Source organism: uncultured Microscilla sp. (assembly GCF_947493425.1).
In the GTDB taxonomy this organism is placed as follows: Bacteria; Bacteroidota; Bacteroidia; order Cytophagales; family Microscillaceae; genus Microscilla.
In genome coordinates, this window is the sequence record NZ_CANLRP010000200.1 from 1 (window position 1) to 14,504 (window position 14,504).

General features: G+C 38.6%; 12 protein-coding genes. 2 read left to right on the top strand and 10 right to left on the bottom strand.

Features of this window, described 5'->3' with window-relative positions; all coding sequences use genetic code 11:
- Positions 1 to 550 precede the first annotated feature (550 nt).
- Both Q0954_RS29115 and Q0954_RS29120 read right to left on the bottom strand, forming a co-directional pair.
- Entirely contained in the window at positions 551 to 2,398 is a 1,848-nt protein-coding gene (locus Q0954_RS29115; RefSeq protein ID WP_299463782.1) for a DUF4209 domain-containing protein, read from the bottom strand.
- A gap of 88 nt (positions 2,399 to 2,486) precedes the next feature.
- The gene (locus tag Q0954_RS29120; protein ID WP_299463786.1) at positions 2,487 to 3,323 is read right to left on the bottom strand and encodes a tetratricopeptide repeat protein; all 837 of its coding nucleotides are present in this window, start codon (positions 3,321 to 3,323) and stop codon (positions 2,487 to 2,489) included.
- A 170-nt stretch (positions 3,324 to 3,493) separates the two neighbouring features.
- On the opposite strand from Q0954_RS29120, the gene Q0954_RS29125 reads away from it, so the two are divergent.
- Positions 3,494 to 4,228, top strand: coding sequence for a hypothetical protein (locus Q0954_RS29125; RefSeq protein WP_299463789.1), 735 nt, complete (start codon positions 3,494 to 3,496; stop codon positions 4,226 to 4,228).
- 280 nt (positions 4,229 to 4,508) lie between these two features.
- On the opposite strand, the gene Q0954_RS29130 is transcribed toward Q0954_RS29125, so the two are convergent.
- Positions 4,509 to 5,498, bottom strand: coding sequence for a hypothetical protein (locus Q0954_RS29130; RefSeq protein WP_299463792.1), 990 nt, complete (start codon positions 5,496 to 5,498; stop codon positions 4,509 to 4,511).
- Positions 5,499 to 5,799: 301 nt separating this feature from the next.
- On the opposite strand from Q0954_RS29130, the gene Q0954_RS29135 reads away from it, so the two are divergent.
- On the top strand, positions 5,800 to 7,479 hold the full coding sequence (locus Q0954_RS29135; protein WP_299463795.1) for a DUF4365 domain-containing protein: 1,680 nt from the start codon (positions 5,800 to 5,802) through the stop codon (positions 7,477 to 7,479).
- Positions 7,480 to 8,539: 1,060 nt separating this feature from the next.
- Here the strand turns inward: Q0954_RS29135 and dcm are convergent.
- The 7 genes from dcm to Q0954_RS29170 form a co-directional block, all read right to left on the bottom strand.
- Complete coding sequence (gene dcm / locus Q0954_RS29140; RefSeq protein ID WP_299463798.1) at positions 8,540 to 9,595, bottom strand: DNA cytosine methyltransferase; 1,056 nt, start codon at positions 9,593 to 9,595, stop codon at positions 8,540 to 8,542.
- Between the two features lie 22 nt (positions 9,596 to 9,617).
- Complete coding sequence (locus tag Q0954_RS29145; protein ID WP_299463800.1) at positions 9,618 to 10,214, bottom strand: DUF6046 domain-containing protein; 597 nt, start codon at positions 10,212 to 10,214, stop codon at positions 9,618 to 9,620.
- Between the two features lie 242 nt (positions 10,215 to 10,456).
- Complete coding sequence (locus Q0954_RS29150) at positions 10,457 to 10,633, bottom strand: hypothetical protein (RefSeq protein WP_299463803.1); 177 nt, start codon at positions 10,631 to 10,633, stop codon at positions 10,457 to 10,459.
- A gap of 32 nt (positions 10,634 to 10,665) precedes the next feature.
- A complete protein-coding gene (locus Q0954_RS29155; RefSeq protein ID WP_299463806.1) occupies positions 10,666 to 11,292 on the bottom strand; it encodes a hypothetical protein in 627 nt (208 codons plus the stop codon).
- Positions 11,293 to 11,757: 465 nt separating this feature from the next.
- The gene (locus Q0954_RS29160) at positions 11,758 to 12,306 is read right to left on the bottom strand and encodes a hypothetical protein (protein WP_299463809.1); all 549 of its coding nucleotides are present in this window, start codon (positions 12,304 to 12,306) and stop codon (positions 11,758 to 11,760) included.
- 88 nt (positions 12,307 to 12,394) lie between these two features.
- Complete coding sequence (locus Q0954_RS29165; RefSeq protein ID WP_299463812.1) at positions 12,395 to 12,823, bottom strand: hypothetical protein; 429 nt, start codon at positions 12,821 to 12,823, stop codon at positions 12,395 to 12,397.
- Between the two features lie 99 nt (positions 12,824 to 12,922).
- Positions 12,923 to 14,137 (bottom strand): DUF2586 family protein, encoded by a 1,215-nt coding sequence (locus tag Q0954_RS29170; protein WP_299463814.1) that lies wholly within the window; start codon positions 14,135 to 14,137, stop codon positions 12,923 to 12,925.
- Between the last annotated feature and the right edge of the window lie 367 nt (positions 14,138 to 14,504).

Genomic DNA, 14,504 nt, shown 5'->3' on the forward strand with positions numbered 1-14,504 from the left:
GCGGAGGCAGCAAACAGGTAAACATCAACATTACCATTGGCAATATCATCGGGATGAATGTAGACAACATCAACAACCTGGACGCCAAAGGTCAGGAGGTGCAACAGTCGGCCGATTTGATTGTGCAGGAGATTGTCCGCAAGATCAACGGGGCAATGATGGTGCAGGAGGGGTAGATGGCTGCTTCAAATTAAGATATTGTGATCGGTAACCAAGAGATAACAACTATTTATATTAAAAATATTCAGTAAATAACTGATTAACAAGTTTTTTACATTAAGGTAATAGATCATATTACTCCTAAAACTGTTACCTCTTAATTACGAAAAAGTGTTACTTTTTAATTACTGATTACAAGATATTTTTTGAACTATTTCAAATCAGTTTATAAACAAGTTAAGCAAAAGTACTTACTTGTTCAGAGTTGTTAAGTTGTAATGGTTCAAACTTTATCTAGTAGCAGGAATTTTTAACACTATGAAAAGTGCTATTTTTAGGATTCGTTGCTGCAAATGTAATATTTAAACTTGGTGCCCTCAGGTTTCACTGATTATTCAGAACAATTTCTTGCTACGCAAAATAACGCATGAAATACCAAATCTGCACAACTCTGATTAAAATGCTTTGAATTTAACATTCCGTGACAAATATCATTTCTTAGGTTAAGCCCTATTTGTTCTGTAAAAAGTACTTTTAAATAAAACGTCTCATTGTCTCCAAGGTGTTTCTGACTAATTTCATCATCCAGTAACAATCCAAATGACCTTAACATATATCCTTTACCTTTGGCTTTTTGCATTACATTTCCATCAAATGTTTCTACCAGATTTCGTATCAATTCTTCTATTTGTGGTATTATCAGGTGAAGAAATACTACTAGATCACCTGCCATATAAGCTTCTATCCCCCTTTGAAAGATGGGATAACGACTAGACTCGATGTATTCACATTTCTTTAAGTAATTCATCACATAGTGTAAATCAAACCCAGGTGCTTCCAGCAATTTTTCAATATTTTGGCGGATAAAGAACTGCCCCAGTTTAAGAAACTCTTTGGTATGTCTGATTAAATGTTGGTCAAAATCTTCTTCAAACTCCCCAAGTTCTCCTACAACTCGGCCTTTACTCCCTATAGGTATTTGTCTCATAAAAAATGAGGTAGGATTGTATTGGGCTTTTTCATGGAGACTGGAGGTTAAAGCCGCTTTGTCTGGAATAAAGGAGATAATAAAATTAACAAAATCATCCTTCAAATTACCAGTAATCATGCTGTCAAAGTAAGCTTCTACGTCGTCCATTGGTAAATTTATCTCAAAACTAACTGTTTGAAGACTCTTTTTGAGTTCTGGTCCTTTATTACGCATGAGAGCTAATATTTCTTTTTCTTTTTCCCGTAAACCATAATCGACATAATATTTATGCATCTCATCAAGATGTGCATATTGCTGAAGAGGTGTATCATCTACCATATAAATTAAGAAAGCTTCTCCAAACAAAAGAATCACTCTTTGAGCTTCCGCAAGGTTCTGCCCTTTACCTTTATAATAGCGAGCCAATCGGGTAGCAACTTCCTTGATAGATAAGATTTTGGGATTAGTTTGTATTTGACTACTACCACTACTACCATAAACAAGCTTAGTAAGTTTTGCTTCCATCTTATCAATGAGCCCTTCTTTTTCGCTATCTGATAATCTTGACGCAAACTTCTTGTTCTCTAAAAGTAAGTCAAAAGTCCATTCTAATATTATATTTTCTTCTGAGTGATTTAGTTGTGTGTACTTCAAAATACTTGCTTTAGTTTTTTTCAGTAAGACTTGATTGTTAACAGATGAAGATACCTCTAGTGCTCTTTTGAGCTTTATGAATATTAAGAAACTATCTTGATAATTACCTGAGACTACATCTAGCAATGCTTCTACATATTTCTGAGGGATTAAGTACGAGGGCTTATTGCCAGTAATTTTTTTTTGCAAATCCCATAAAAGACCTAAGTATCTGGCTTTCATAATTGGATTTTTGACAATTTCTGCCCTAGTCTGCCAATAGTTAATCATATCAGGAGATATAAGTTCTGGTATTGGTAATGGCCAAATAACATCCATAACTCGTATGGAGGGACCAAAGTAAGTACCCAACTTTAATTCCTTTGTATGCAGGCTTTTTTCATCAAAACCGAATGCGACTTGTTCAGCATCTACTTCTGTCGGGAAAAGATTATAGTCTTTGGGTAGAATTTCCCGAATTTCCCTAAATAGATCAAACTCTTCAAATTTAACATCAAGTTGATCATAGGTGTTGATGATTGCGTCTACCTGACCAATAAGTTTAGCTTGGGTAGCAGAAGAGGGAACTTGGGAGTTAGTGTTTTCGGTTTTGGATGTATTCTCGTTGTTTGCCATTTTTGGATGAAAGTTAAAAATGAAGTGCGCAACATTTTTGCGTAGTAATTTTTCTTTGCTAATCTAACTAAGGTTTAAATTACACTTGTCAGTTAACTTCTGTTTTATTGTAGCTTTTGTAAAACTTTTTGATCTTTTTAATTTCATATAAAAACTTATTCCGACTTAAGTAATAAAGTGCTTCTTCTACTGAGCCACACCTAATACTATAATTGTTAAAAGCACTTAGTATTCTCTTGGAAGGGTTATTCTTTATAATTTCTGGTAAGTATTGATTAACCTTAGTAGCTTGTTCTAATAATTCTTGTGCTCTCTTATGGTGATTATTTAAAATTAAAATAATTATTTTACCATAGACAAACTCAACAGATGTTTCATCATAGTACTTCTCAATAAATGTTTGTGCTTGATTGTATTCCTTTGATAAAAACAAACATTCCAGATACAAGTATCTAACATCTTGATGGTCATTTTCATTCAATAGAAGTATTTCTTTATATAACTCTTGTGCTTGTTTGTACATCCCTCTTTCTTGGTATTCAAGCCCTAGAATTTTACAAGCCCTCAGAAAAGGTCTATTGTCTGTAACACTCCAATTTAGATTGTTTTTGGTCAAACTAAAATTTTTAGGAAAACACTCTTTACCAAGGCTATATGCTTTTTGGGCGTACGAAAAACTTTCCTCATTCTTATTCTGGTTCTGACAGGCTAGACTTAAATGATTATAAGCATCTATGTGATAAGGATACTTTTTGATAATGTTTCTGAGTTTTTCTTCTGCCAGGTTATCTTGATAATCTAATGAATCAATTGCATTCCAAAGCTCATCAAAAACATTAGACTCAAATATGATTGAAGGGAAAGCAAATGTCCAGGTATTAGTATCATACTCATAGACCATTGGATGCTTTAGGCTATTTTTCATCTGATTAGGATTTAGTATTTGATAATTAACTCTAAACTATACTGATTGTATATTTCATTGTAAGGCAGAGGATCGTAGATAGAACTGCTAATTTATTATTAGCAATACAAGTAAATATACGTTTTTTTTCTAATATATATATATTGCTAAATATATAAACAAGTACAGTTATGATTAGTATACAAAAACTTGAACAAAGGTATGATCTTAATCCTAATGATTTTGACCAAACATTAGTTGATTACTATCAAAACAGTCAACGGATAAGATTAATTGATCCAAATGATAAAACATCAAACGAACCAAGGTATGATGCAGAAAAACATAAAGAAATTCATGTAAGGCTTATCTCATTTTTTGATAAAATTATGGCAGCAGCCTCACGAGAAGCTAAAAACAAGGAAGAGTATAAATATACATTCACGGAGTATGATGAAATTATACCCAAATATGGTATTTTGTTAGAGGAACAAGAACTTGAAATTACAATTGGTTTATTCAGAGACCTTTTTGTAACATATGAAATTCAATTTGCTAATCATATAAAGTATATGAATGATAATTTTTACCTTAAATTGTTTGAACTAGGTAATATTGGTAAATTTAGATTTCATGAAGAAAAGTTAAGCATTTCATCTTTGAGAGAGACAAACAAACACTTGTTTAATAAACGTGGAAATTTTTATAAGCTATTTAGAAATTACTTTCTAACTCAAGTTGAACAAAAGTATACAAGCAAATTGGGTATTATTACTATTGAACTTGATACTAGAAAGAAAGGTAAGAGCTTACTTCCAGAATATATTTGGGCAATTAAGATATTATTTGAGATTCATGAAATGCTGTGGAAAGCAAAAATAAAATATCCTATTGGTCTGCCCGAAAATCATTTTTTTGCTTCATGAATACAATAAAGAAATTTTACTTATTGACTGGAATTTGAAGGTTTATCGTGCTGATACAAACTTTGATTACCAATCGTTTTTTAACTATGAAGGCAGTGCTTTGTCTTAGGAAGTAAAATAATCACTATACATTTAATAAAAAAAAGTCATTACCCAATTGTTGAGTAGTGACTTTTTCCAAAGCAGGAGAGCATAGAGCTACAGGTTTTTTCTATTGATACATTAAATGGTTTTAAGCATAAGAATATTATAAGCATTTAGGTAACATAACCAAATCTCCTCACTTGTTTAACTCTACTTTTTCAACTGCACCAAACCCATTGGTTTTTTTAAATTTCATGTTATGAACAAAGTTTTGCATACTATCAGAAGGGTCAATCGTTTCAAGATTTAAAGAGTCAATTGTTTCTGGTGGCATTATTACAGATAGAATTGCTTCGTCTTTTAAGTGCCCTGTCTTGCTATTTAATAGTTTTGTCATTGCATTAACTCTGACATATTCTACTGGCAAATAGGCGAATGTTTCTCTGGCAACCCTTATAATCGCGCTACATATATGATCTTGATACAATTCATTAAACTTGGATTTTGCCATATTTTTCCTTGACAACTTTCCTGTTGAAGTCTGTTTCAGCTCGTAATCAGGTATTATTTCTTTACAATTGATGTGTAGATCAATATCAACATAGGAGCTTTCAAAAGAAAAAGATAAATGCCCTCCTAATTCTCCAATATCACTAAATGGATCAAAATACTCCAAGGTATCTTTGTATGCTTCTGGGTTTTTATCATCGACCCCTTGAGCCATTTTCTGGAGTGTATTCCAACCATCCAATTCTTGAGTATATTGCTCAAAAACAGTATTATATTCTTGTATATCTGTTTGCTTTGCTTTTTCTAGCAGTGATTCTAGTTTCCCAACCTTCTTTTGACTTGAACCCAAAATCTTGTCTAAAAATGAAGGTTTGTATTTGTCTAACTTATACTGTACAGAATCTTCATTGTTTGTGATTTTGTTAGGTTCTATTGGTTTTGGGATATTTTTAATTTCATCCCAATTAATATGATCAGTACAGTTTTTATGGACAGATTGCAGCATATTGATGTAGTTTTTCCAATCTTCTACAGCTTGCTTTGCATCAGCAATTGCTTCTTGTTTTTGTTGCTCTTTAAACCTTTTTGCTGCTTCTCTTGCTTGTCTTTGCTGTTCTCTTTCCATTCTGCGAACCGCAGCACCATATGAACGAACAACTCCTTTTAGTGTAGTCATATCTTGATATTCAGATGTTTATTTTTACATTTTACTTAAATGTAATATTTTTACGATAAGTTTAAAAGTTGCGTAGAAAGTTATTAGATTTTTCATCAATGAATTATCATCACCAGCAATTAATGTCTTATAAATAGTGACATACCTATTGGTGTTGTAAGCTTGGATCATTTGAGCCTATACACCAGGAGGCTTGGTAAATTAATCAAAGAAGGTGTTGGGAGTAAGTATACAAGAGTACTACACACCAAAGCAAATCATAACAAATAACTTTAACATATACCAAAACTTATTCTAACCAATGGACTATAGTTCTTTTGATAAAATTCCTTTGCCAAAGGCTAACCGCCACGAAACATTAGAAGATTTATCCCGAAATAAACTCGCGCCACTTTTTGATGGTACTTTGTTTGAGTTACGCGATGTAACCAAAAGAGATAAAGGTATTGATCTCTTTATTGAATTAAAAAGAAATGACATTCACACGAATTTTAGATTTGCAGTACAATTGAAGGCAACAGATTCGGTCACTGAAAATATTGATGGCAGCTATAGCTGGCCTATAGAAGCATCGAATATCAATTATTTACTCAATGAATCTAATTCAGCTTACTATGTATTGTACCTTAAGAAGCAGGATAAATTTTTATTCGAGAGCGTCAATACATTCTACATCCATTTGGAGCAAAAAAGTGCTGACTGGCAACAACAGAAACACCATACTCTAAGGTTTAAGAGGGAACTGGATGAAACAGCAGTACAGGAGATTTATGAGCATGTTTTTGCAAAAGGATTTGCACAAAGAAAAATCAATGATAGCTTAAATGCTTATGCGGTTTCAAACACTGCACAAAGTCATAAAGTAGCTATTGATAGCAACCATGAAGTTTATGATGATAAACAGATTCAGGAACTAATAGAAACAAGTGGTTTTTTTCTCCTGAATGACGGTAGATGGAAAGACATCCTTGCTTTTCATAAACAAGGAAGTCGAGGCATGGGCGAAGAAAGCCCAGTTTACAATTTGATTGTTGGAACAGCTTTTTACCACACAGGTAAAAATGTAGATGCTTTATCTTGCTTTAAGCAATCAAAAAAGCACATGGACAAGTTGCCTGAAAACCTTGTTGGTTATCTTACTTATTTTCATTTGACTACTAGATTTACAATTGGTCTCTTGACAAAGGATGCTTACGATTCACAAATTCAACTACTTGAATCGGATAGTGTGATTGGCTTATACCAAAAAATTAAAAATATTACTAAAGTTAGGGGAACTGATATCTACACTGAGTATAAAAGGATTATTCCAGAATTAAAAAAGGTGTTAAATCACCCACAAGCGGATGATAATATCAAGCTGATTGTTCGGTGTGAAATGTTACTTTGGGATGGTCATAAGATGAATACTGATTATGAGATGAACAAACCCAAAGTTATCATCCCTCAATTGGCAACTCAATTAACTACAAAGGAGCGTGAAAAAATACTTCAAGATATATTAAACGCTGATCAAAAGTGGGAAAAGCAATCTGGTGAACTGATAGAAGATGCTAAATCTCAAGATAATTTGTTTGCTCGTATTGTTGCAAGGTTTCATATCATTACCATAAAGTATGATTTTATCGCCTATGAGAACACTTTATGTTTCTATGCTTTTAATAACCCGCGTGATGTGATATTGAAATCCTTGGAACATGTTGAATACGCCAAACTCTTGTTACAAGATTTGCAAGTAGTTGAGTTTTTCTATAGGTCATTGGACGATATAGAAAATCTATGTGTGGTATTATCTAAAAAATATGAATTACTGCATTTCATCAAAGATCATAAGAAAACGAAGGAAGCAATAGGTGAATTATTATTTCTTGTGGAGGATTATGATTTGAAGGAGGCACAAGAAAAGGTAGAGATTTTACAAAACAGAGGAACACAGCATGAAATGAAGGTAGATTTTTATGCCAATATGCTGAGGATATAATGTTAAAACCAGCTCTTCGACCAACTAAGCTAACATGAAATGTTCGATACCTAAGTTTTTTGGCAACGTTCATAAAACTGTTTCATTGAATAACTTCTCAACGGGTGTTATTTAACTGTCTATCAAATATTTACAATATCGTATTTATTCGGTAGCCCCACATTAAACCGTGTATGGAAATTACCTGATTTTTACATTTTACATCTTTGGTAAACAGAAAATAGGTAACTAGCTGATAATCAAAGCAAACATTGGCTTGACCGAAGTTTGGTAAAGTCAGCCCTTGTTTTTGCTTAGAATACAGGTTTGAACCTCATTTTCAGCACTAAAAAGGCATTTTACGCGCATACACGATTAAGTGTTGGACTACCATTTATTCTTTTTTTTAAAAAAAATATTAAATTCACTTTTTGTAAAAAAACTGATAATCAGCTTTATAAAAAAACACTGTTTTAAAAAAGGTTTATGTAATGACTTTCTCTTACTGTAAAATATTGATTATTAGTTGTTTATAGCTATTGAGGAGTTAATTCATTGATCTTTAACTTGTTGGCTATCAGTGTGTAACTTTTAAAAAAGTATGGTTGGGACTGTTCAATAAACGTTTTCTCTCATCCATGAGGTATTGTTTTTATGGCTGTTGTATTTTCCAGTTGTTTGGCAGCAAAAGGTCTAGCTCATAACTTTCAGGTACCATCTCGAATAACATAACAGGCTTTCTTAATATATATACCCAAATCACCTGGGTGATTCGGACATTTTTTTAATAAAAAAACAAATGTAAGGGCAAATCTTGCCACTTGGCTATAGTTGGGCAAGGATGAAGTTCTTTGGTGGAAAGGAAAAAGGGTTAAGGATTCAAAAATAACTCATTGAGACATAAAATTTAAGCCTTTTTCTACCATAATATGTCAGGCGTAGGTTTTGCTTTTTTTGTAAAGAAGAGAACGACCTTATTTGGGTTTGTATAAATGGTGCTGCTTTGAAAGTTTACGATTTGTAAATAAGTTGACAAAATGCCAACACCCCATCCACTATCCAGGCAGCTTATGGGGTGTGTTTATAATGTGCTTTCCACCCCCTCAATCCCCCGAAAAATCTCCACCACCAGTGGCACCACTACCGCGTTTCCGTAGCCTTTGATCGACTCGTTTCGGAGGCGAGGAATGGTAATTCCGTCCACATGGGCGGGAAACCCATCATCTCCGCCACAAACCGGGGATTGAGTTTGCCAATCGGGGCGGAACCTGTAGTCTTGGGCGGGGTAGGTATATCTCCATTTAGGTTGGCAACAGGCAACAGTTTCATTGCTGCCATTCTGCCCAAATTCAGGCTGTAGCTGTTTTTGCCGTCTTTGCTTTGGCGCCGTCCGTTGGGGGTGAGCTGGCAAGGGCTGCCTGGTTCCTGAGTAGTGGGGGTAGGCAGAAGCGAATGAAACATGGCATAGTCGAGTATACTGTTGGGGCGTAGCTTGCCTGCCATTCGGCTTGTCATGGTTTTGGCTCCCATTGCCTTCAGGCGGGCTACTCTTTCGGGATGATCGTACTGCACTACGGTGGGTGTAGGCCAAAAACCAGACCCGGTCTCTTTGGTGGGGCGCTTCGACAGCACAAGCCGGAATAACCATCGGTTGGACGCTATAGCCGAGGGCTTCGAAGTCTTCACATATTCGGTGGATAACGGCTTCGGCTTCCATTGTTCGGTGTATTGTTTCGCCCTCAGCATTGGCCCCGCTTTCCAAGTGAGTAACACGCGGCTGGAGTACCATCGAGGTGATTCCATTAACATTTTCACCCAATACCCAAGTGGGTCTGATTTCTCGTATTGCTCTGAGCATTTCCGGCCAGAGATAACGGTCGTCAGCAGCTCCTCTGCGTTTTCCGGCCTGGCTAAACGGTTGGCAGGGAAACCCTCCGGTAAGGAGGTCGATTTGTCCGTAGTGGGGGGTAAAGTCGGTTTGTCTGATGTCTTCATAGTGAATAGTGTCTGGCCAGTAGTGTCGAAGAATGGTTTGGCAAAAGGGGTTGTTTTCGACGGTAAATACATTGACCCAGCCCATTCTTTGGGCGGCCAAATCGAAGCCACCAATGCCACTAAAGATACTGGCGTGTCTCATAAATAAAAGTTATTTGTATGGTTTACCTTGAATCTTCGGGAAGCTGACTGGTATCAGTAAAAGGAGCCGCTTTGTCTTGGTTAAGCCTCAACTCCACCGCTTCGTCAGAGATACATTCCAGGGTGTAGGGCTTAAACTCAATGCCGCCTTCGGGGTCGCCAAAGCGCGCCGACAAGATGGCAAGTTCCCGGATGCCAAAGGCGCTCAGGAGTTCATTGTTTACCTTGAGGCTGCTCCGTTTTTTTATCAGTTTCATCAATTTACGCAGCTCGTCCAGGGGAGCACTGCCTGGCTGCTCACTTACCAAAAAGCCCCGAATGGTCAGCTTAAAATTGTCCAGCCCCATATCCTCCAGCACATTGGTTTCGGCGTTCACCATTTGGTTGATCACAATAGACTTAGAGGTGCTTACCTCAATGAGTGGTTCCAGGGGAAAAGTATAGTCATCCAGCTTGAGCGGCATCATAATGGGGGTGCTCAACAAGCTTTGTTTTTTGCCCTTGCCCAAAAGCGCTGAAGGGGTATAGCTTTCTACCAGCTTGCCCGGCTTAGCCAGTCCTGGGTAGACAATAAAACGCCCGAAGGCTCTTTGGTACAATTGATTTAAGTCGTAGGTCATTTAGTCGGGAGTTAGGAGTTGGTAGTCGGGAGTTTCTATAGCTTAAAGAAACAAGCGGCAAGTCACAAGTAATCTTAAACTTGAAACACTTGCCTACTATTCACCAATTTTATAAATAGTTAAAAATCAACGTGCTATAAAATTGGTTAGTTGCCTATAACACAGCCTCAAGCTAATGGCTAAAAGCTAATGGCACCGATATTCATCGGCATCTAAGGACTTGACGCTTTAGAAGCTACCGACTATAGACTCCCGACTAACCCACTCACCACCGTTTGTTTGCGTTCTTCGTCGCGGATGTATTCCAGCAGGGCAATTTGCCGGGCAAACTCGTCGTCTGAAAGCGAATCTATCTCGGCACTGCTCAAAGAAAAGTAGTACCGCAAAAAGCCCTCGTGGATGGCTTCCCATTGTTCCATATCCACTTTGTCGCCTTTGATGCGGTACTCGGCTACTTTTTTACCAGCTCAACTATTTTCTGGGTTTTGAGTTCCTGAATGGCGGCCAGCATACCCATATAGGCAAAGTCGTCCTGGCGGAGCTCGTTTAAGTCACCTTCCCTCCAGATCATTTCCAGCAAATGCATTTCGGTGCCAAAAGGTTTGTTGGCGGTGTTGCGTTTTTCGGCTTGTTTACGCTGCTTGCGGCTAGGTTTTGCCACCTTACACACAAAGCCTTTCACCTTAAGTTCGTAGAGGTTTTCGTCTGCCAAAAAACGGGTTTCCACATCAGGTATTTCTACCCAGGGCTCAAACTCGTTCAATGCCGCCTCATACAAATCTTCGTTCATGAGCCAGGCTTCATTGCCCGCCAACCAACAGCTCTTAAAGAGCAAGTCTTCAAAGTCGATGGTGGTTTTGCCTTTGCGAAACTGGGCAATGGCCACCCGCATAATGGGCAAATCGGGGCGGCGCAACCAAAGTTTGTGTTCCTCGCCATCGTTGGCCACCAGTACTTCGCCAAAGGTAGTTTTCCACTGTGCTTCTTCTTCTAGAGTAGGTGGGGTAGTACGGTACTTTTGCTCCCCGTGGGTGAAAAATTCGGGCGTGTTAGGTGTTTTTATCTCTTGCTCGTTCATTACTTTTTTTATGGAAAAATAAGTGAAGAGAAGGCGGTTTTTTATGAAGGGTTTTGTGAAATTGTAGTGCAGCTGTATAGTATGGTACTAGCTGAATAATCTACTTTTTTAAGCTTTGCCTGAAGTGCTTGAACTGATATTTGGGGGAGGTGAGGTGTTTGATTTAATGTCCAAGTATAACTTTGTGTATGTGTTTAGCGAAAGGTGTTTTTTTTGTTATTTTAAGTATCTGATAATTAGCTATATAGGTGTGATGGAATATTTTTACACTGAAATGCGGAATATTTTAGTGTACATATTGCGTAAATGTTGATAGCACGAAAAATCCTGCTTCCCTGTAGTGGTAAAATTGCAGAAATGACTCAAAAAGGCTTTGAGGTACTCACTATATTTGAGAACCAATACAATTCCAAAAACAATTCGTTAGGTGCGTAAGGGGGACAGCCTAAATCAGCTGGGCGGTTGCTACACAAATAAACCTAAGCTATCCAAATAGTCTAAAATGCCAGGTGAATGGGCTTGTGATATACGTGGTGTTAAAATGGTTTGGATAGCCTTGTCTATAAAATCCTGATTAGCTTTTTTGATGATAGGAAGGTATTCTTTTGCTTTGTCGTGAGGGATATGACAACCAACTGAGTCTGATACATCATGCAAACAATTTAAGGTATTCTCAAAATGATTTACAGTCACAAACTTTTTATTTACAGTACGTACCTCAAATGTAATGTCTGAAGGTATAGTGTCAAATGCTTGGTTGACCGACTCTTTCAGACAAAGTATAGTAGACTTGTCTTTATAAACATTGACACAGTAAACACTTCCTACGTTAAGCCGGATATGTTTCCCACCTTTATCAAGATTAATGCACCAGTTTTCAGGAGATAGGTGGTTGGCATAACTAATAGATTGGGCTAAAAATGCCAGGGTTGCAAGTCTTGAACCTTCATTTGGAACAAACATTTTACAGGCTTTTTCAGCATCCTCGATGCTTTGGCGATCGAATTTAGGCATAGGGTGACTTTATTAATAGTATAGAGTACTTTTTCTCAATTTAAGAAAACCCGTACTTGTTGCCAAACCACGGGTTGCTTATCTCCACCTACTGCCTGCTAATTTTCCCAATACTAATGGGCAGTTCTACCTCCATAAAGTCATCGCCTTGCTCCATTGTAAGTTCATACTCAGTTACTTCTACATTGTTCAATATATGGGTAACTACCAGCCCATTCTCGGCATATACCAAGGTAATGTCAAAAGGATCGAGGTCGGTGAGGTCAGCGCCCCCATTTTGTATAGCGGCTTTTTCCAGGGCAATTATTTCACGAAATAAGAGCTTGATGCTGCCCTCGTATTCTTTTTTTCCCTTGGCACGGGCAATAGGGTCTTTGCCCCGCCCGTGGATGTTGGCCTTGCTTTTTGACACCTTGTATTTAAAGCCCCTAAAGCCATCTACAATTCGTCCAAACAGGGTGATGGTTACATCTTCCCAACCTATCTCAAAGGGGAGTTGTGAGGAGTTATTCGCCATTTTTTAAATCTTTAAATTGTTCGTTTTTGGAAGGTTGGCATTGCACGGCTTTGCCCAACCATTGAACCATAGAGCGTAGCGAAACCATCCAACCATATTTTACCCAGGATTAACAAACCCCAAATCAATGGTGATTTTTTGCGCCATTCCTACGGGTTCAATGTCAATTTTCACTTTGAGTTCGGCAGTGGCAATCACGTCCTGGTCGGGGTCAATCAAAGGAGTGACCGAAGACACCTCCCCGTTGTTGGTCATCTGCAAATCGAGGGCTTTTTTGATGTCTTGCTCAAAGGCCTTTACTTTTGCCACAGGTAGTTTGCCTTGCTCCAGTTGAAAATCGTCCAATAGCTCCTGCACATACACATTGTAGGCAATACGTGCCACCTTATCGGCAACCCTGCCTCGGCCAATGCTGTTGTAGTCGGTGGTGAGCGCAATGGCCACCGGGTCGCCGTTGAGGTAATAACCTGCGCGGTTGGCAAAACTGCGGGGCACAATATAGCCGCGTTGGTGCAACAAGTTGAGGTTGCCCTGCCCGTAGGCTTCTACCGTTTTTTTGGGGGTGGCAGCCATCACGATGTACGCCTGCTGAATGCCCAAATCACCGTCTTTTACCCGCCCAATGTTACGTTGCACGGGTACCCCGGCTACTTTACCCAGTACCAAACCCAACCAACTGCCTTCATAGCTCTCGTCGTGCCAACCCAAACACACTGACACCCGGTTGGCGGTTTGAGTGCGTAAATTACTTACCGCTGAAGCATTGCCCTGAAAGTCGCGCCCTTCTATGATGACCTGCACGGGTTGGTGCAATGTCTGTTGAGCGTTGATAAGTATTTGGGCGTTTGCCAAAGCTGCGAGCACGTCGGGGTCTAACTCTTCGCTGGGACTTGCCGTATAAGCCACATCGGGCACCCTGCCCACCCCCAACAGCTTGATGTTGCCCTGCTTTTGGTTAAGCAAATTGGGGGCATAATTGCCTGCCGTGTCCAACATTTCTGCCATGGTCACCGTTTTTGGGGCAAGCATCAAATAAAGTTCTGCCCCTTCGCCCGCCTGACGGTAAAAATCTACACAGTGGGCATATACTTTCAGCGAATGGCTGGTGTCATACTCGGCGGTAATGCCTTTTTGCTGCACATCTTTGATTCCGAAAAAGGGACCAATGACCACCCCCAAGTCAAAACCTGCATCCCCGGAAAGGGGCACGGCAACGCCCGAAAGCAGCATGGCTGCCACCCCGTCGTTGCTAAAGCCTGCCCCACCGAGTTGCCCATCGAGGTAATTGATCGAAACGTCTGGTAAATTACTCATAGTTTTTAGTTGATAGTTAGTAGTCGGGAGTCGGGAGTCGGGAGACGATAGTTAGCAGTATAGTATTATTAAGTTTGCAAAAGTGACCAAATTCCCGTCTTTCATTTACTGACCTTGTAAAGTCTTAAAAATCAGTATCTTACACGCTCGGTTAGTTGCTTGTAAAGCAAGGTGTAAAAACCCAGTGCCCAGCACCCAATCCCTGGCACCTCATAAGAGCTCCCAACTCTGGACTAGTTCTACTTCTTCGCTTTCACTCCAGCCGTACCACTTTTGCGTACCGTAGTCGCCGCTTTTTTAGCCTCCGCTGCCTTTTCCTCTGCTTTTACCTGCTCTGTGAGATTTGCCGAAATATCATCCTTATCTT

Excerpts from the sequence above, each read along its gene's own strand:
- Q0954_RS29115 (WP_299463782.1), bottom strand. The coding sequence starts at position 2,398 with ATGGCAAACAACGAGAATACATCCAAAACCGAAAACACTAACTCCCAA.
- Q0954_RS29120 (WP_299463786.1), bottom strand. The coding sequence starts at position 3,323 with ATGAAAAATAGCCTAAAGCATCCAATGGTCTATGAGTATGATACTAAT.
- Q0954_RS29125 (WP_299463789.1), top strand. The coding sequence starts at position 3,494 with ATGATTAGTATACAAAAACTTGAACAAAGGTATGATCTTAATCCTAAT.
- Q0954_RS29130 (WP_299463792.1), bottom strand. The coding sequence starts at position 5,498 with ATGACTACACTAAAAGGAGTTGTTCGTTCATATGGTGCTGCGGTTCGC.
- Q0954_RS29135 (WP_299463795.1), top strand. The coding sequence starts at position 5,800 with ATGGACTATAGTTCTTTTGATAAAATTCCTTTGCCAAAGGCTAACCGC.
- dcm (WP_299463798.1), bottom strand. The coding sequence starts at position 9,595 with ATGAGACACGCCAGTATCTTTAGTGGCATTGGTGGCTTCGATTTGGCC.
- Q0954_RS29145 (WP_299463800.1), bottom strand. The coding sequence starts at position 10,214 with ATGACCTACGACTTAAATCAATTGTACCAAAGAGCCTTCGGGCGTTTT.
- Q0954_RS29150 (WP_299463803.1), bottom strand. The coding sequence starts at position 10,633 with ATGGAACAATGGGAAGCCATCCACGAGGGCTTTTTGCGGTACTACTTT.
- Q0954_RS29155 (WP_299463806.1), bottom strand. The coding sequence starts at position 11,292 with ATGAACGAGCAAGAGATAAAAACACCTAACACGCCCGAATTTTTCACC.
- Q0954_RS29160 (WP_299463809.1), bottom strand. The coding sequence starts at position 12,306 with ATGCCTAAATTCGATCGCCAAAGCATCGAGGATGCTGAAAAAGCCTGT.
- Q0954_RS29165 (WP_299463812.1), bottom strand. The coding sequence starts at position 12,823 with ATGGCGAATAACTCCTCACAACTCCCCTTTGAGATAGGTTGGGAAGAT.
- Q0954_RS29170 (WP_299463814.1), bottom strand. The coding sequence starts at position 14,137 with ATGAGTAATTTACCAGACGTTTCGATCAATTACCTCGATGGGCAACTC.